At 44.1% G+C, this 16,189-nt stretch carries 17 protein-coding genes; 7 read left to right on the top strand and 10 right to left on the bottom strand.

Features of this window, described 5'->3' with window-relative positions; translation table 11 throughout:
• Window positions 1–29: 29 nt before the first annotated feature.
• Window positions 30–428, bottom strand: coding sequence for a hypothetical protein (locus tag L2703_RS00820; protein WP_248969256.1), 399 nt, complete (start codon window positions 426–428; stop codon window positions 30–32).
• A gap of 337 nt (window positions 429–765) precedes the next feature.
• Here L2703_RS00820 and L2703_RS00815 point away from each other — a divergent pair, with 337 nt between their 5' ends.
• Window positions 766–1,329: a NapC/NirT family cytochrome c gene (locus L2703_RS00815; protein WP_248969255.1), complete on the top strand. Its 564-nt coding sequence runs from the start codon at window positions 766–768 to the stop codon at window positions 1,327–1,329.
• 33 nt (window positions 1,330–1,362) lie between these two features.
• Here the strand turns inward: L2703_RS00815 and L2703_RS00810 are convergent, their stop codons facing one another.
• Both L2703_RS00810 and rsmD read right to left on the bottom strand, forming a co-directional pair.
• Window positions 1,363–1,680, bottom strand: a complete 318-nt coding sequence (locus tag L2703_RS00810; protein ID WP_248969254.1) for a DUF1145 domain-containing protein — start codon at window positions 1,678–1,680, stop codon at window positions 1,363–1,365.
• 2 nt (window positions 1,681–1,682) lie between these two features.
• Window positions 1,683–2,276: a 16S rRNA (guanine(966)-N(2))-methyltransferase RsmD gene (rsmD, locus tag L2703_RS00805; RefSeq protein WP_248969253.1), complete on the bottom strand. Its 594-nt coding sequence runs from the start codon at window positions 2,274–2,276 to the stop codon at window positions 1,683–1,685.
• A gap of 181 nt (window positions 2,277–2,457) precedes the next feature.
• Here rsmD and ftsY point away from each other — a divergent pair, with 181 nt between their 5' ends.
• The 4 genes from ftsY (at window position 2,458) to rpoH (ending at window position 6,797) form a co-directional block, all read left to right on the top strand.
• A complete protein-coding gene (gene ftsY / locus L2703_RS00800) occupies window positions 2,458–4,062 on the top strand; it encodes a signal recognition particle-docking protein FtsY (protein ID WP_248969252.1) in 1,605 nt (534 codons plus the stop codon).
• A gap of 3 nt (window positions 4,063–4,065) precedes the next feature.
• Complete coding sequence (ftsE, locus tag L2703_RS00795; RefSeq protein ID WP_248969251.1) at window positions 4,066–4,749, top strand: cell division ATP-binding protein FtsE; 684 nt, start codon at window positions 4,066–4,068, stop codon at window positions 4,747–4,749.
• Window positions 4,746–5,711 (top strand): permease-like cell division protein FtsX, encoded by a 966-nt coding sequence (gene ftsX / locus L2703_RS00790; protein ID WP_248969250.1) that lies wholly within the window; start codon window positions 4,746–4,748, stop codon window positions 5,709–5,711. Before ftsE ends, ftsX begins: the two co-directional genes overlap by 4 nt.
• A gap of 228 nt (window positions 5,712–5,939) precedes the next feature.
• Window positions 5,940–6,797, top strand: coding sequence for an RNA polymerase sigma factor RpoH (gene rpoH, locus L2703_RS00785; protein ID WP_248969249.1), 858 nt, complete (start codon window positions 5,940–5,942; stop codon window positions 6,795–6,797).
• 67 nt (window positions 6,798–6,864) lie between these two features.
• Here the strand turns inward: rpoH and menE are convergent, their stop codons facing one another.
• Genes menE through menD form a run of 4 tightly spaced genes read right to left on the bottom strand, consistent with a single transcriptional unit; the run spans window position 6,865 to window position 11,940 of the window.
• Window positions 6,865–8,298, bottom strand: a complete 1,434-nt coding sequence (gene menE, locus L2703_RS00780) for an o-succinylbenzoate--CoA ligase (protein ID WP_248969248.1) — start codon at window positions 8,296–8,298, stop codon at window positions 6,865–6,867.
• Window positions 8,295–9,401: an o-succinylbenzoate synthase gene (gene menC / locus L2703_RS00775; RefSeq protein WP_248969247.1), complete on the bottom strand. Its 1,107-nt coding sequence runs from the start codon at window positions 9,399–9,401 to the stop codon at window positions 8,295–8,297. The genes menE and menC overlap by 4 nt, the downstream gene beginning before the upstream one ends.
• Before the next feature lie 8 nt (window positions 9,402–9,409).
• Window positions 9,410–10,201, bottom strand: a complete 792-nt coding sequence (gene menH / locus L2703_RS00770) for a 2-succinyl-6-hydroxy-2,4-cyclohexadiene-1-carboxylate synthase (protein ID WP_248969246.1) — start codon at window positions 10,199–10,201, stop codon at window positions 9,410–9,412.
• Entirely contained in the window at window positions 10,201–11,940 is a 1,740-nt protein-coding gene (gene menD, locus L2703_RS00765; protein ID WP_248969245.1) for a 2-succinyl-5-enolpyruvyl-6-hydroxy-3-cyclohexene-1-carboxylic-acid synthase, read from the bottom strand. The genes menH and menD overlap by 1 nt, the downstream gene beginning before the upstream one ends.
• 214 nt (window positions 11,941–12,154) lie before the next feature.
• Here menD and L2703_RS00760 point away from each other — a divergent pair, with 214 nt between their 5' ends.
• Entirely contained in the window at window positions 12,155–12,988 is an 834-nt protein-coding gene (locus L2703_RS00760) for an HDOD domain-containing protein (RefSeq protein ID WP_248969244.1), read from the top strand.
• A 120-nt stretch (window positions 12,989–13,108) separates the two neighbouring features.
• Here the strand turns inward: L2703_RS00760 and L2703_RS00755 are convergent, their stop codons facing one another.
• The gene (locus L2703_RS00755) at window positions 13,109–13,537 is read right to left on the bottom strand and encodes an Lrp/AsnC family transcriptional regulator (protein ID WP_248969243.1); all 429 of its coding nucleotides are present in this window, start codon (window positions 13,535–13,537) and stop codon (window positions 13,109–13,111) included.
• Window positions 13,538–13,707: 170 nt separating this feature from the next.
• Here L2703_RS00755 and yjeH point away from each other — a divergent pair, with 170 nt between their 5' ends.
• Window positions 13,708–15,000 carry an L-methionine/branched-chain amino acid transporter gene (gene yjeH, locus L2703_RS00750; RefSeq protein WP_248969242.1) on the top strand — a complete coding sequence of 431 codons (1,293 nt, stop codon included), beginning with the start codon at window positions 13,708–13,710 and terminating at the stop codon, window positions 14,998–15,000.
• Here the strand turns inward: yjeH and L2703_RS00745 are convergent.
• Window positions 14,997–15,449 (bottom strand): tellurite resistance TerB family protein, encoded by a 453-nt coding sequence (locus L2703_RS00745; RefSeq protein WP_248969241.1) that lies wholly within the window; start codon window positions 15,447–15,449, stop codon window positions 14,997–14,999. The two genes, yjeH and L2703_RS00745, sit on opposite strands and share 4 nt — an antisense overlap.
• A gap of 99 nt (window positions 15,450–15,548) precedes the next feature.
• Window positions 15,549–16,103 carry a DUF2780 domain-containing protein gene (locus L2703_RS00740; RefSeq protein WP_248969240.1) on the bottom strand — a complete coding sequence of 185 codons (555 nt, stop codon included), beginning with the start codon at window positions 16,101–16,103 and terminating at the stop codon, window positions 15,549–15,551.
• Window positions 16,104–16,189 lie beyond the last annotated feature (86 nt).

The following is a 16,189-nucleotide window of genomic DNA, read 5'->3' as shown; positions in this document are numbered from 1 at the left end:
GACTCTAGGCCGACACAATGGGGTTGAGGTTAAACAATAGGGGGGCGAAACGCTGGAGGGCTATCAATAGAAAATAATTGAGCAATGAGTAGTGTGACCGCGGTATCGGCAAGAGCAGGGCTTATTGCAACATCGGTATTGAAAACCGTACCCGTAAAAGTAATGCTAAAGCAATGGCTGCAATCATTTTTGCAATTACCTGTGTTATCACAACAATGACTTGTGCTGGTTGGCGTCGTGACTTGCTCTTGCATCATGCTATGACAGTCACTGTGATTGAGTGTGTCTTTAGGCATCATTGTCGTGTTAGCTTGCGGGGTCATATCGTTAGGCATAATCATCGTATACCCATTAGCTAATACACCTTGTCCGATTAAAGACAACAAAGTGCAAATAGCAATCAGATAATGGCGAAGAGATTTACGCATAACATCCTAAAAGTGAACCAACATTAAGAGCATTCGGATAACCGTATTTGTGCTCAGTCTCAATATAAACGTATATGCTGTGGCAAACAATGCGCCAGCACACATTTTTAGCCTTAAAAAAGTCAATAAAACGCTTATAAACACCAAACTATTTGCGTATTTAGACCGTGTATAGATGGCCAATAATCATTGAGTAGCGATCTAGCTCGCATTTTAGATATTTTTCGATAATGAATCATAAAAACAGCGACTAGAATCAATTTTATAATTTCAAAAAATCCTAAACTAAATAAACAAATATTAGAAATGTCGTTTTAGGTATTATGGAGATTGAACAATGAACTGGCGTGCACTATTTAAACCAAGCGCGAAATACTCGATTATTGCACTGATTGTGGTTGGTGTAATTGTGGGTGTCGTAGGCTATTTCGCAACACAACAAACATTACATGCAACAAGTAGCGATACTTTTTGTATGACGTGTCACCGAGATCACTCATTAAGAGATGAAGTCATGGCATCTGCTCACGGTGGTGGCAGTGCTGGTGTGACAGTGCAATGTCAAGATTGTCACTTACCTCATGGTCCAGTTGATTACTTGATCAAGAAAATCATCGTGTCTAAAGACTTGATTGGCTTAATGACTATCGATGGCTTTATGACTCAAGAATGGTTAGATGAAAACCGTAAACAGCAAGCGGACTTGGCCTTAGAATACTTCCGTAGCAATGACTCTGCTAACTGTCAGCACTGCCATACACGTATTTATGAAAACCAACCAGAAACAATGAAGAAAATGGCTGTGAGAATGCACAGCAATAACTTCAAAAAAGCACCTGAAGACAGAAAAACCTGTGTTGATTGTCATAAAGGTGTTGCTCATCCTTACCCTAAAAAGTAATTAGCACATCATGTTAAATAGGGCCTCGTTAAATTAACGGGGCTTTTTGTTAATGTGATTAACAAGTGAGGTGCGGCTTAGATCGCCTATAGCAAATATCCCCCATACTAAAATGGCTGCGTATTTTATGCAGGGTTGGTTTTGACCTTTAGGGCTAACACGAACCGCTAAAATTAATAACAGGTGCATGACTGCAGTAAATGCAGCCAAAAGCGTCAGCAAAGTGGCAACATCTTGACTAAATACAAAAAATCCATAGACAAATAATACCCACATCGACAATGTTGCGGTTTTACCGATTAATATCAGATCATTTCGTGCGGTATCGTTTAGCGCCTGCTTAAAGAGCATGATTATTGCGCCGAAGTGTCAGGCGTTTGATATTGATAAAGGCGGTAAGTCACCTGGCCTGCTTGTTTCTCTTTGAGTGGGACCCAAGAGGCGGGTACAGGCAGCGCCGTGATTTCAGACTCGGTTTCAACGTAAATTAAGGCGTTGTTGTTGAGCCAATGGTGAGTCATTAATAGATCAATGGCTTTGGCTGCGAGTTCTTTGCGAAATGGCGGGTCAATAAACACGATGTCAAAACCGTTTTGAGTGCCTTTTGCTAGCACTTGCAAGCTGTCACCATTGATAACATCAGCATGTTGGCATTGTAGGGTGGTAAGGTTTTGTTTTAACTGGTTCGCCGCATCTTTTTGCAGTTCAATCATGGTGGCAAATTCAGCATAACGCGATAATGCTTCAAGTGACAACGCACCACTGCCTGCAAAACAGTCAAGCACTCGCGCACCACGAACATCACTGGCAATCCAGTTAAATAGGGTTTCACGAACTCGGTCGGTTGTAGGGCGCAAGCCTTCTAAATCGTGGATTGGTAGCTTACGTGAGCGCCATTGACCTGAAATAATTCGCACCTGACCGCTGCTGGTGTTTTTTTTAGCCATCTCACCCTCGTGATTTTGCCTGAACAAAGAAAAAAGAAAGTGGTAGACTATGCCACAATCTGAACCGTCGTTATTTTATATCAAACTCGTGATTAAATGTGAGTATTCATCATTTTACTGCACAGAGATGCAACAAACGGCTTCAACCGAATTTTTAAACCTATAAATACTGGTAGCAAACATGGCAAAGAAAGGTTTTTTTTCCTGGTTTCGTAAAGATAAGCCCGCCCCTGAAGTTGAAGAGCAGCAACAAACTGATGCACACATTGCGCAAGATGCTGCCACCGATAGCACCGAACAATCGCAACAGGCTGAGCAACAAAAGCAAGCTGCTGAAGCGGCGCAATTAGAAACGGCACGTCTTGATGCTGAGCGCATTGCAGCAGAAGAGCAGGCAATCGCTGCCGAAAAGCTTGCAGCAGAGCAATTAGCCGCGCAGCAGGCAGCACAAGAGGCTGAGCGCTTAGCCGCTGAACGTGCAGAGCAACAGCGTATTGACAATGAACGTGCAGAGCAACAGCGTATTGACAATGAACGTGCAGAGCAGGCAATCGCTGCTGAAAAGCTTGCTGCAGAGCAATTAGCCGCGCAGCAGGCAGCACAAGAGGCTGAGCGTTTAGCCGCTGAACGTGTAGAGCAACAGCGCATTGACAATGAACGTGCAGAGCAGGCTCGTCTTGACGCTGAGCGCATTGCAGCAGAAGAGCAGGCAATCGCCGCTGAAAAGCTTGCAGCAGAGCAATTAGCCGCACAGCAGGCAGCACAAGAGGCTGAAACTCAAGCTCTTGCGGAGCAAGTTCCAATTGAATCCATTGAGCTAGAAGTCCAAGACGAGCCACAAGAGAAGCCTAAAAAAGAAGGCATGTTTGCTCGTTTAAAGCGTGGTTTAATGCGCACCAGTGAAAACATCGGTTCTGGCTTTATTGGCTTATTTAGCGGTAAAAAAATCGATGATGACTTATTTGAAGAGCTAGAAGAGCAGTTGTTAATAGCCGATGTTGGGGTGGAAACCACCACCAAATTAATTAAAAGCCTAACTGAACACGCCTCACGTAAACAGCTAAAAAATGCAGAAGCACTTTATGAGTTAATGCGTGACGAAATGCAAAAAATGCTCGAACCAGTTGCGATTCCATTGGTGCCCGATAATGCCAATGGTCCCTTTGTTATTTTGATGGTTGGTGTTAATGGTGTTGGTAAAACCACGACTATCGGAAAATTAGCAAAACAGTACCAAAATCAAGGTAAATCTGTCATGTTAGCGGCGGGTGACACCTTTCGTGCCGCAGCGGTAGAACAACTACAGGTGTGGGGTCAGCGCAACAATATCCCTGTGGTGGCTCAACACACAGGGGCAGACAGTGCCTCGGTGCTATTTGACGCCTTACAAGCCGCAAAAGCACGTAAAGTGGATGTATTAATTGCCGACACAGCTGGACGTTTACAAAACAAAAGCCACTTAATGGAAGAGCTTAAAAAAGTGGTGCGAGTGATGAAAAAGCTCGACCCAGAAACCCCGCATGAAGTGATGCTAACCCTAGATGCAAGCACCGGCCAAAATGCGATTAGTCAGGCGCAGTTATTCCAAGAAGCGGTTGGCGTGACCGGCTTAACCATCAGTAAGCTTGATGGCACGGCTAAAGGTGGGGTGGTCTTTGCCATTGCAGATAAGTTTAACATTCCTATTCGTCATATTGGCGTGGGCGAACAAATTGATGATTTACGTACCTTTAACGCAGATGACTTCATCGAAGCGTTATTCAGTCAGGAAAAAACGGACCAATAATTTATGATCCAATTTGAGCAGGTTAGTAAAATCTATCCAGGTGGCCAAAAAGCGCTGATGGATGTCAATTTTCACCTTAGACAAGGTGAAATGGCTTTTTTAACTGGCCATTCAGGTGCAGGTAAAAGTACCTTGCTCAAATTGATCACCGTCATTGAGCGTGCAACTGCAGGTAAAGTGTCTATTAATGGTCATAACATTGCCAATGTCGGCCCTAAGCATGTGCCTTATTTGCGCCGTAATATTGGTATGATTTTTCAAAACCATCATCTTTTGATGGATAAAAGTGTGTTTGACAACATTGCCTTACCATTAGTGATTGAAGGCTTTTCTCATGGCGAAATTCGCAAGCGGGTTGCGGGCGCTCTCGATATGGTGGGCTTATACGGAAAAGAGCGTCACTTACCGATAATGTTGTCTGGTGGTGAGCAGCAGCGTGTGGGTATTGCTCGGGCGATTGTTAATAAACCTCCTTTATTACTTGCCGATGAGCCAACGGGTAACTTAGATCCTAAATTGTCGATGGACATTTTACGTTTATTTGAGACCTTTAATGACTCTGGCACCAGTGTATTAATTGCAACTCACGACCTTGGATTAATTGCGCGGATGAAGTATCGCACCTTTACCTTACGTCAAGGCCGTATGTTGGGTGGTGAAAGCAGTGGCAGGGAGACAATGCGATGAGCAAGAAACCCAATATTACCCAAAGCAAACTTCCCTTAAGTGGTCGTATTGTGATGTTTTTTATTCGGCATGTGCAGCAAGGCATGTCGAGTATGGGGGAGTTGTGGCGCAGCCCTGTGTCATCGGTTATGACCATGGCCGTACTCGGGGTCAGCTTAAGTTTGCCTGCGGCGTTACAAGTATTAGTCAAAAATGCTGAAAATATTACTCAGTCGTGGAATAGCGCAGCTGAAATATCATTATTTATTAATAAAGGTCGCAGCGAGCAATCGATTCAAAGTTTATTATCGCGTATTAAAGCATTTCGTGAAGTGGAAACGGTCAGTTATATCAGCCGCGACCAAGCATTAGAAGAATTTCAGCGCCTATCAGGGTTTGGCGAAGCGTTATCTTACCTTGATGACAATCCACTGCCTGCTGTCGTGACAGTAACGCCGTCGGTTAAGTATTCAAGCCCAACGGGCGCGCGCGAATTACTGACAAAGCTGGAACGTGAGCCCGAGGTCAACTTTGGCCGACTTGATATTGAGTGGTTAGAGCGCTTGCAAGCATTACTTAAATTACTCGAAAAAACGGTCCTCGCCATTGCCGCGTTATTGGTGTTAGCTGTGGTATTGGTTATCGGTAACACTATTCGTTTAGCCATTATGAACCGTCGCACCGAAATAGAAGTGATGAAGCTGGTAGGCGCCACCGAGTCCTTTATTCAGCGCCCATTTTTATATACTGGTATCTGGTATGGCGTAATAGGGGGCATTTTAGCCTGGCTTATCATTAATGCGTTAGTGTGGTATCTCGACGGAGCATTAGCGGAACTTTTGGGATTATATGGCAGTCAATTAACCATACAATCGTTAACGTTTACTGAATTATTGAAACTAATGCTATTGGCATCATTTTTAGGTTGGTTGGGCTCATATTTATCTGTGCGACAACATTTACGTAATATTGAGCCTTCATAATTACAGGCATATAATAGTGTTATTGGGACTATTAATGAACGATTGTTCACTTGCATTCTGACTGGCCAACAGTAAAAATATCAGCAGAGTGAACGCTAATTTGACATATGTTGTCATTTAGTTGATAGTTCATCAGCTAAATCGAGTCGTGAAGTAGATGAACCTTTGGGTTTCATAAAGCGTATTTAGCAAGCAGAAGTAAATTTTTTGAATGTAGTAGGAGAGCGAATGACTTATCAAACGCAATCAATGGCACTGACTGTCCCACAAGGCAGTAGTAGTTTAGAAGCGTATATCCAGTCTGTGACCAGCATTGAGATGCTGGACGCCGATACCGAGTACGATATTGCCAAGCGTTTACAAGAAACAGGCGATCTGCAGGCTGCAAAGCAATTAATTATGTCGCACCTTCGTTTCGTCGTTCATGTTGCCAAAGGCTATTCTGGCTACGGTTTACCACAAGCTGATCTTATTCAAGAGGGTAATATCGGTTTGATGAAAGCAGTAAAACGCTTTGATCCTGACGTGGGTGTCCGCTTGGTCTCTTTTGCAGTGCATTGGATTAAAGCTGAAATTCATGAATACGTGCTTAAAAACTGGCGTATCGTTAAAGTGGCGACCACTAAAGCGCAACGTAAGTTATTTTTTAATATTCGTAAATCTAAAAAGCGCTTAGGTTGGTTCAGCGACGCTGAAGTCACGATGGTGGCAGAAAACCTAGGTGTGTCTAAAGCTGATGTGACTGAAATGGAGTCACGGATGGCGGCGCAAGATCCTGCGTTTGATCTTGCTAGTGATAATGATGACGACCAACATGACTTTGCCCCAGCATTGTATTTAGAAGACCATTCTTCTGACCTAGCTGAGCAGGTTGAAAACGATAACTGGGAAGCCGATTCGCAAGCGCGTTTGTTGTCAGCAATCAAAACCCTAGATGAACGCAGCCAACATATTCTTCGTGCCCGTTGGTTAGACGATGACAAAACTACGTTGCAAGAATTAGCCGCAACGTATCAAGTGTCAGCCGAGCGGATCAGGCAGTTAGAAAAAAATGCCATGAACAAGCTTAAAGCGTGTATGGAATAATTATCCCCTACATGTTAATGAAACAAAAAACCTGCCGCGGCAGGTTTTTTGGTATTTGGCGTTAATGCTATTCTGCTTGCGGCTGTTGCACAGCAGCAATAATCAATTTTCTCGGCGCTTTAATGCCGCTTGAGACGACCTGCTTGGGCCAACTAAAATAGTGCCTTGGGCGCATAAATCGGGCTAGCTTTTGTGCTATTAACTGGCTTAACTGGGCGTTTATGAGGTCAATGCTCGCGCTATTTAATGGCACAGCGTCATTCGCCGCAACATAGTCGATAATTGCTGCGGGTAAGTGTCCAAAAACGGGATCTGGCATGGCAAATACTATCGCTTGAGCCACGTTTGGATGTGTTATTAGCACGGCTTCAAGTTGTTCTGGATGGACATTTTCGCCGCCACAAATAAACATGTTATCTGCACGACCTAAAATCATTAGCTGACCTTTGTCATTAAGCTGACCTTTATCTTGCGTACAAAACCAACCTTGCTCATCAACTGGCAATGAAACCCCTTGGGGGGTTAAATACCCTAAAAATAAACACTCTCCTTTAACCCAAATAAGCCCGTCTACTAGCTTGAGCTGCCGTGCAGGCAAAGGGCGGCCATGATGACCAGCGAGGTTCGCTTTTGCCGTAGTGATTTGCGAGCTCATTTCAGTCATGCCATAGCTGGTATACGCTTTGATATTGAGTGCGTTTAGGCTGTCAATGAGTTGCGGCTCTATCATGCCACCGCCTAATAGTAACGCCTTCACTTGGGTTAATGCGTTAGGCTGCTGAGTTAAGATTTGCAATGCCTGTGTTGGCACTAGCGACACATGGCTAATAGTGCTTTGTTGTAATTGTGCTGCCAGGGATGTGGCCAAGTGACGTAATACAATGCGCGCGCCAGCTAGGGTACATCGATGTAATATGGCTAAACCACCAATGTGGAATAACGGCAAAGACAGTAACCAACTGTCATTGGGGCTAACGGGGATATAGCTTGCTGCACCCTGGGCGCTGGCAATATGGTTAAGTAGGCAGTGAACAGCTGCTTTAGGGGCACCACTTGAGCCAGATGTTAAGATGATGTTTGACGCGATATGAGGTGATATTTTAACGGCAGCTGGCGATGCATTGGCTTGTATACAAAGAGACAGATCCAACCCTTGTACACCATCAATATCACTGTATCGGCTTGGGTTGTCTGTCCATAGCCAGGCGACTTGGTATGTGTCAATAAGCTGATTAATTTGCTGGTTAGACAATCGTGGCGATAACGGTAAAAACACCCAACCAGAGTCGATACAGGCCCAGTATAAACAAATCATTTCGAGGTTGTTGTGCGACAAAAACCCTACAATATCACCACGTTGCAGCCCTTGTGTTTGTAGTGACATGGCCAAGTTGCTCACCATTGTGCTCAGGGTTGAGTAGCTGTATGTGTCTTGGCCATCTTCAATGGCAATGGCATCTGGTGTCGTTAAAGCGCTTTGATGTAATGGCGAAATCATCATAAAGACGTCGCTACCTTATTTGCTTCACCCGCGTGAATTATTAACGACAGTGCGCTTTGGTTAAGTTGAGGTAAAGTCGGTGTGGTGAGCTGTAATGTTTGGCTAAATGCGCTTAATGTATCTAAGCCCGGAGTTTCATTAGGTGTTAATGCTTGGCTAACAAGCCTTAAGTCATCAATGCCGATATCGGATTCTAAACTTGAACTTATAATACAACGTACGCCATAACTGTGGGCTGCTTCGATCATATCCTGTAACCTGGCAAGAGAGCCTAGCAGCATAGGTTTAACGATAAGTGCACCTATGCCGGGTTGTTGAGTGATTGCGTTAATCACATCAAATGTGGGCGAGTTAAGTGACTCATCTAAAGCGTAACGCAGTCCTAATTGTTGATAGATAATAGGGTTGTCTGCAGGGTTAATGCAGGGTTCTTCAATGTATTCTATTTTGTCCTTGGGTAAACACGCCAAAAAATCGATGGCCTGTTCTGGGGTAAAACCGCGATTGGCATCAAGGCGCAAACTCACTTGCGGTGCAAGCGCTAGCACTCGATAAATAAAGGTGACTTCTTCTGCCATTGTGGTTTGGGCCACTTTCACTTTTACGCTGTATAGCGTGCCATTTTGCAGCAGTTTGGTGTGCAGTTGCTGCTCGCTCATACCAACATAAACAAGGGGCACCGTGACCGATTGCGTATACGGAGTGTCTATGCGGCAGGGTAACTGATCATTCAATTTTGCATGCAATAAGCTCAATCCAAATGCAACAGATGCAAAAGAAGATGTCGCGGCTAAATCTAATAATACATTTGATGACTTACCAATGAGTAACTCAGCGTAATTAGACAAAGATGTTATCACATCATCGAGTGACTCCTGGCTAAAACCTTCAATGGCTAGGCCTTCAACATCAATACCTGACAGGGGCGCTATTTCAACCCAAACTTGTTGCCTATGTTGCTGCTCATTGGTTAGCGTTACGGCTAGCACAGCTCCTTTGCGGTGATCGATACGTTGCTTTGCCACAGGCAAGGTTGGCTTGAGAGTAATATGATATCGATATACTGAAACACTGCTAATGGTGTGTGCGTCGACAGCTTGCATAGCAACTCCTAAGCAGAGGTGGTGGGATTAAGTAAAGCCAATAAGGTGTCACTAAATAACCTTGGGTGCAGGCTATGGATGTTGTGCCCTGCGGCAGTTAATGGCTGTAAGGTTAATTGATCGTTTCCATATTCAGCCTGCCAGTCTTTAGCGATTTGAGCAAACTTTCTGTCGTCTTCGCCATAAAGATAGAAACAGGGGCACCTTAGTTGATGTAATACCGGTTTGCAGTCCTGCTGCAGACTAAGTGAGGTCGCAAGATAGCAGTTGCTCAGGCGCTGAGGGTCGTTATGGCGGCGTAATGTGATTAACTGCTGTTTTTGCTGTTTGCTCAGGTCGTTAAATACTGCTTGTTGATACCACAGCGACAAAAAGTCCGGCATGGCTAACTGTTGCAGCTTTTTAGCCCATAAGTTGTCGCTTTTAGCGCGTTCGTCACGTTGATGATTGTCTATTAGCCCAGGATGTGCCGACTCTAGAGTTAAGCTCAGTAGAGCGTTAGGGAAGTCTTTCGCAACATGCAATGCAATACGCCCGCCCAATGAATATCCAAGCAGATGAAACTGCTTAATACCAAGTCCGCTGACTTTATCAACAATATGCGCGGCAACCTGGCTAAATCCCGGGGAGGCTAATGCCAAGTGGTTAGCCCCATGGCCGGGTAAGTCGATACAAATACAGTGAAAGTACTGGCTTAATTTGGGCATTAAAATAGACCAGTCGTCTTTGCTGCCCAAAAAACCATGCAGCATGACGAGTGCAGGTAAATTGGGGTGGCCAAAACGACGGATGATGAGCATTAGTGTTGTTTCACCCATTGATTAATTTGTGCAATTTGATCGCTAGCCTGATTAGGGGCAACATTGACTTCAATGACCGATGCACAGTTAAACTCAAACGCTTCTTGATATGCTTGCTGGAACGACTCAATGTCATCTACCTGACGATACGCCAAGCCAAACATCGCTGCTCCGTAACCAAATTCTAGCCCATGGCTTAAGCGATAAAAGTCATTGCGCAAGTTTTCATTGGGCACAGGTAATAAGTTAAAAATATTGCCGCCATCATTATTAATAATCACCAGCACAAATGGCCGGGAAACCTGCTTTAACAGTGCCATCGAATTGAAGTCATGTAAGCAAGATAGATCGCCAATGAGTAACGTAGTAGGGGCTTTTTTGTCTGCCGCGACACCACAAGCGGTTGCTATGAGACCGTCGATGCCAGATGCGCCACGGTTGGTATAAATAGCGGGAGTATTGGTGGCGATGGGGGCATACATATCAAAGAGGCGTATGGGTAAGCTATTGCCAATAAATAAGATATGTTGCTCAGTTTGGCTTGCCGCTACAGCGCGCACCACTTGTGCCTCACCAAAGCTGGTGTTGTCAATTTGCTGCTTAAGCAGTGACTCTAATGATTCATTATAATGCAACAATTGCAGGGCCCAATTGGCGTCGGACGAGCGAGGCCAAGGTAATTGACATACTGCTTGCACACTGGCTTGCCATATGTGTTTATTTTGGTGTGTTGGGTCCAAGCGATCGCTGTGATTTAATATTTGCCAGTAGCTGTGCCAGGCCTGTTGAGCCAAATACTGGATTAAACGTTTTGACACAAAGCGGCCACCAAAGACTATTACGCGCTCTGCCTGTTCAAGCAATTTGCTGGCTTTTGGATTAAGTAATAGCTGGTCTGTATGGCCTATGACACCGGGGTGTTGACGCAATTGTGATTGCGCGTCTACTAATACTGGCCAGCCGAGTTTTTGTGCCAAGGCCACAATTAATTGAGGATTATCTGCTGGTGATAAAGTCCCGACCACAATGACGCCTTTACCATGCACAAAGCGCATTAAAGTGTCGGTTGATGGCAGTTCGGCACTGTTTAGCGCCGCGTAGCGCGTTAGCGGTTTATTATTGTCAAACCATGTATTTAATGGTGCTAAATAAGTTGCGGTTGTGACACTGGCGGTTTTTTTGACATGCGTCAGGGTAACAAGCTCTGCCGGGTACAATGGCTCACGATACATGCAGTTGATATGCACGGGCTGATGCTGGTTAGCAACGGCATGATCAATAGCACTGAGTAACGCGCTGGCAGAATAGGCAATATCGGGTGTCGGTAAATTTAATTGTTTGGCATAACCGGCAAAAATGGCGGGCTGAATAATGGCTTGGTTAGCTCCGCAGTCAATTAATTCACTTGGGCGATCGCCAGATAATACAATTAAAGGGACATGGGTTAGCCAGGCCTCAACGATTGCCGGATATAAGTTTGCTACCGCTGTCCCAGAGGTTGTGATGATAGCAACAGGGGCATTGCTTGCTTTAGCAAGTCCAAGTGCCATAAAGCCTAAGCCCCGCTCATCAAAATGAATATGCCGAGTGATTTGAGTTTGGCTAGCTGCAGCTAATGTTAATGGCGTTGAACGAGACCCCGGTGCCATGCACACATGTTTAACGCCTAAGCGCGCGAGTTCTTCAAGGATTAATTGGCCCCACAATAAATTCATATCAGCACTAGTCTGTTGTTGCATATTGGCTCATGTAGAAGATAAGTAACGCATATAAGTGTAACGCCAAGTGCGTATGATATCTAAGGTTAAACGTAGACTTTTTTAATCCAACAGATAAATACTAAGCTGATATTAATATTAATCATTTTGCGCTTTTGTAAATGTTTAATTTATGTTGTGCTAAGGTTGTAAAAATGATTTAGTTATATCTCAGCTAACTTAAGGACCCAAACCTATGCCATCAGCAGCACTATTAAAAAGAGTCGATGAATTACCGCGTTTACCCAAAGCCGTGAGTGAATTACTTGATGCTGTTAACAATGACAACACGTCGATAAAAAGTATTTCTGCTAAAGTCGCGCAGGACCCCATCATTAGCGCGAGAGTATTGCGCCTGGCCAACTCGGCGCATTTTGGCCGAAGCCGTGAAGTGGGATCGATTGAAGATGCTGTAGTCCGTTTAGGTATGCAAACATTACGAACCTTAGTGATTGCCTCTGCTGTTGTTGGAGCGATACCCAAAACAGAGGGTATTGATTTAGCAGAGTTTTGGGGAGAAACGTTTGAAATAGCCCTGTATTCTCAAGAACTGGCTAAAGTGTGCGGTGTTGCGCCTGATGAAGCCTTTACCTGTGCGATTTTGCATAACATAGGTGATTTGTTAATTGCAGTTGTTGAGCCTGCTATTGCAGCTCAAATTCGTGCAGCAGCGGCTGACGGTGGAGATAAACAGCAACTTGAATTAAGTTTGTTAGGGTTTGACTCTCCTTCTGTGGGGGCGTTATTGGCGACAAACTGGAAATTTGCCCCGTCGTTAGTGCAGGGTATAGCGTTTCAACGTGCGCCGCTTAACGCTAAACCTGCCTCGAAATTGGCTTCAGTTATGTATTTGTCTCATGCTGTGTTTTCTCACTGGGATGATCAGCGAGACGATGATTCATTTACCGCTTGGCTAGCTGATATAGCTAATCATAAAGCCGGGATCATTAAAATGGATATGTCTGGTCTGGCCGAAAAATTTATTGCATTACATGGCAAAGGTTTAGAGATGGGTAAGCAGTTAGCCTAGCTGGGGGCTGTTGATCTTGCTAGATTGTTTTTACAGCGAATTGTTGGCCCTAATTACGTGAAATGATGCCATACTCGCGCAGCAATAAGCTCTGTTATGACAGAGCTTATTTTAAACCTTTTATGCCTGATTATTAATCCACTCACTCATTACCACATGGGTTTTAATTTTCACTATATCGGCTTGAGCATCAATAAATTCGCGAATTTCATGTAAACGCTGCATTGAACTGGCATGGACATAAACCAATAGATCCATGTCACCTGTGATCCCTTGGCAGGTAATGACTTCTGGAATGGTGGTGAAAATATGAATCACTTCTGCACAGCGCGCGCAGCGATGTTGAATTTCAAAATATGCTGACACCCCAGACTTTTGCGATTCGCTGAGTAACACCTGATAACCACGAATAACGCCACTTTGTTCCAATTTTTTAATGCGCTCTGTGACTGCGCTGCGCGACAAATTCACTTGTTCGGCAATAAACGAAATACTCTGTCGAGCATTAAGGCGTAATTCGCTTATAATCGCTTTATCAAATTTATCCAATACGGTATTCCTGAGTTGTTGTTCATATTAGCGCTCCAGCATTATGATGGTAAAGCGCAATAATTCCGTCATTTTGTTGGTTTGTCTATACAACTTGCGTTAATTAACCAGCAGAATGTTAAGTCAATGCCACTTATAATATCGCAATATATCACAGCAAGAATAACAATATGAATCAAATAGCAGGAACAATAGGTCGCTGGCAAGGTGCTGGATTAATGGCCACCACATTGCTGGGCACAGGTGTGTTTATTTTGCCGCAAATGACCATAGCGGTGGCAGATTCAGGGGCACTATTAGCCTGGTTAATCTTAACCTTGGCTATTATTCCAGTGGCATTAGTCTTTGGTTTGTTGGCCAGTCGATTTCCTCATGCTGCGGGGCCTGCATATTTTGTTGAAAAAGCCTTTGGCCGCACGGCAGGGCGCACAATAGGCTTAATCTTTTTATTGGTGATCCCCATTGGTGCGCCAGCAGCGATTTTAATGACCTTCCAGTTTATGAATGCCTTAATACCGCTTTATGGTGGCTGGCAACTGGTTGCAGAATTAATTGTGGTGTTGATACTACTGGGGTTGAATATTCGTGGTATTCAGGTGTCGGCTAAGCTGCAGTTTGCGCTTACGTTAGCCATTGTTACGGTTGTTGCATTGCTATTTGGCGCCAGCGGGCTTAATTCTGAGCAGCTTGAGTCGTTTAATCAAGCGAGTCACCCGCAAGTCAGCACGGTTATGGTGGCCATGGGGATTGGGTTTTGGAGCTTTTTAGGTATTGAGGCGATGACCCATTTGGCCAGTGATTTTCGTCGCCCAGACAAAGACATGTTACCCGCCATATTGATGGGTACAGTGCTTGTTGGGGTGATTTACCTGGCCTGTACTTTTTTACTTTTAATGGTACCGACAGACAAAGCTGGTGTGGCGATGATAAGCGCGTTTGATTACCTATTCAGTGACAGCTTTTTACAGGGCTATGGTGCACAGGTGATTGGGATTTTAGGCATTGCCAGTGGTTTGGCTACTGTAAACGTGTATGCCGCCAGCGCAGCACGGTTATTGTGGAGTTTTAGTAATGAGGGCATTTTGCCCAAATATTTTGTTAAATTAAATCGTCATGGTGTGCCGTTTAGGGCGCTGTTTGGCATTCTCGGCAGTATGGCGCTTGTGATTGTGCTGACCTTTTATTCTGGTCAAGACTTAGAAAAACTGATTGCCTGGAGCAATGGTGTGTTTGTGGTTATCTACTTATTGGCGATGTTATCTGCCGCAAAGTTACTGAGTAAGCGCTATTTACCATTAGTGGCTGCAGGCTGTGTTTTTTGTATTGGGCTTGGCATTGCACTGGCAGATAATATGATTTACGTGTTGATACTAATTATAGTGATTGCGCCATTTTTATGGTGGCAAAAAAATCACTTACAACGCAAGCGGCTACAACCTCATAAACAACCGTCTAATAGTTAAGTTGATTGCTCAATCGCAATATTACGCATTTGAATTAATTCGCTGTGCTTAAGATACAACAAGTCTGCAGTGCGGCGAATAATTTGATCTTCAAACTGAGATAATTCACCATCGGCATAGGCTAAACGCCACATAGACAGTAATAAGCTTTGTTTATCTTCGAGACTAAATTGAGCATTAATCTCAGCTGTAAACTCAAACAATGAAATGGCATCGTGGCGAGCTTGCTTGGCTTCATCAATCAAACTTTTGGCTTGTTCTGGGTTAATGCTTAAGGTGTTGATGAGTATTTCAGGGAGTAAAGCGGCTTCGGCATCGGCTAAACTTTCGTCGGCATATACAACTTCTAATAGCAAGGTTGCTGCAGCTAAATTAAGATGTTGAGCTTTTTCTTCTGGGCTGCTTGATTGAGTATGAGATTGGATGAATTGTTTTAGTTTGGCGATCATATTGACTCCACTGCAGAGGTTAGCTCAATTTGATGCTAGCAAAAATGATAATCCCAAGCGAATGGCTTGGGATTAATTAATGTTAACGCAGGTTTGAATTTACAGTAATGAACCTAAACCTTTGGTTAATAAATCTACCGTGCCTTCGTTGCCGCTTTGCTCTAAATAGTTTTTAGCGATATCAACCATAGGCACAATGTATTCTTTTGAAATGCCAAGCTTTTCAAACGCATCGTAAACCATAGCGCTACCTTGCAATGATGAACCTAAATCGCCTGCTTTGGAGAGTAAACCTGATACACCACTGTTTGACGATAAAGACGGTACCGCGGCTAACAAGCTGTCTGTATTTGGAATGCTGCTGGTTAATTGACTAAAATCGTTATCGCCTAAATTAGTTTGCGCCAAGCTTAATAATGACCCTAAACCACCTTCTGCTTGCGTTTGGCTTAAACCAAGTTGAGACATCACGCTGCCTACCAGTTCGGTTGATTGCACGGCTGTGGCGGTTTCTGCCGCCGTTGTGGTGGTGGCGGCAGGTGTTTCAACGGCTTTTTTAGCCGCTTCTGTTGCTTTGTCTAACCAACCTGCTGATGCAGGTGTTGAGATAGCGAAGACAGTAAATAGTACCGGTAATGCGGATGCTAATTTCATAATGCGTGTCCTTTATAGAGTGGGAAATGGTTAAACTCGGTCGTTATTTTACCTTGATTTATCTAAATGCGACAGGTAATCAATTT

It is taken from the genome of Shewanella basaltis, from assembly GCF_023283885.1.
Taxonomy (GTDB): domain Bacteria; phylum Pseudomonadota; class Gammaproteobacteria; order Enterobacterales; family Shewanellaceae; genus Shewanella; species Shewanella basaltis.
Note: the sequence above shows the minus strand (reverse complement) of the source record. Positions and strands in the feature narration are given on the sequence as shown.

Excerpts from the sequence above, each read along its gene's own strand:
- L2703_RS00820 (WP_248969256.1), bottom strand. The coding sequence starts at position 428 with ATGCGTAAATCTCTTCGCCATTATCTGATTGCTATTTGCACTTTGTTG.
- L2703_RS00815 (WP_248969255.1), top strand. The coding sequence starts at position 766 with ATGAACTGGCGTGCACTATTTAAACCAAGCGCGAAATACTCGATTATT.
- L2703_RS00810 (WP_248969254.1), bottom strand. The coding sequence starts at position 1,680 with ATGCTCTTTAAGCAGGCGCTAAACGATACCGCACGAAATGATCTGATA.
- rsmD (WP_248969253.1), bottom strand. The coding sequence starts at position 2,276 with ATGGCTAAAAAAAACACCAGCAGCGGTCAGGTGCGAATTATTTCAGGT.
- ftsY (WP_248969252.1), top strand. The coding sequence starts at position 2,458 with ATGGCAAAGAAAGGTTTTTTTTCCTGGTTTCGTAAAGATAAGCCCGCC.
- ftsE (WP_248969251.1), top strand. The coding sequence starts at position 4,066 with ATGATCCAATTTGAGCAGGTTAGTAAAATCTATCCAGGTGGCCAAAAA.
- ftsX (WP_248969250.1), top strand. The coding sequence starts at position 4,746 with ATGAGCAAGAAACCCAATATTACCCAAAGCAAACTTCCCTTAAGTGGT.
- rpoH (WP_248969249.1), top strand. The coding sequence starts at position 5,940 with ATGACTTATCAAACGCAATCAATGGCACTGACTGTCCCACAAGGCAGT.
- menE (WP_248969248.1), bottom strand. The coding sequence starts at position 8,298 with ATGATGATTTCGCCATTACATCAAAGCGCTTTAACGACACCAGATGCC.
- menC (WP_248969247.1), bottom strand. The coding sequence starts at position 9,401 with ATGCAAGCTGTCGACGCACACACCATTAGCAGTGTTTCAGTATATCGA.
- menH (WP_248969246.1), bottom strand. The coding sequence starts at position 10,201 with ATGCTCATCATCCGTCGTTTTGGCCACCCCAATTTACCTGCACTCGTC.
- menD (WP_248969245.1), bottom strand. The coding sequence starts at position 11,940 with ATGCAACAACAGACTAGTGCTGATATGAATTTATTGTGGGGCCAATTA.
- L2703_RS00760 (WP_248969244.1), top strand. The coding sequence starts at position 12,155 with ATGCCATCAGCAGCACTATTAAAAAGAGTCGATGAATTACCGCGTTTA.
- yjeH (WP_248969242.1), top strand. The coding sequence starts at position 13,708 with ATGAATCAAATAGCAGGAACAATAGGTCGCTGGCAAGGTGCTGGATTA.
- L2703_RS00745 (WP_248969241.1), bottom strand. The coding sequence starts at position 15,449 with ATGATCGCCAAACTAAAACAATTCATCCAATCTCATACTCAATCAAGC.
- L2703_RS00740 (WP_248969240.1), bottom strand. The coding sequence starts at position 16,103 with ATGAAATTAGCATCCGCATTACCGGTACTATTTACTGTCTTCGCTATC.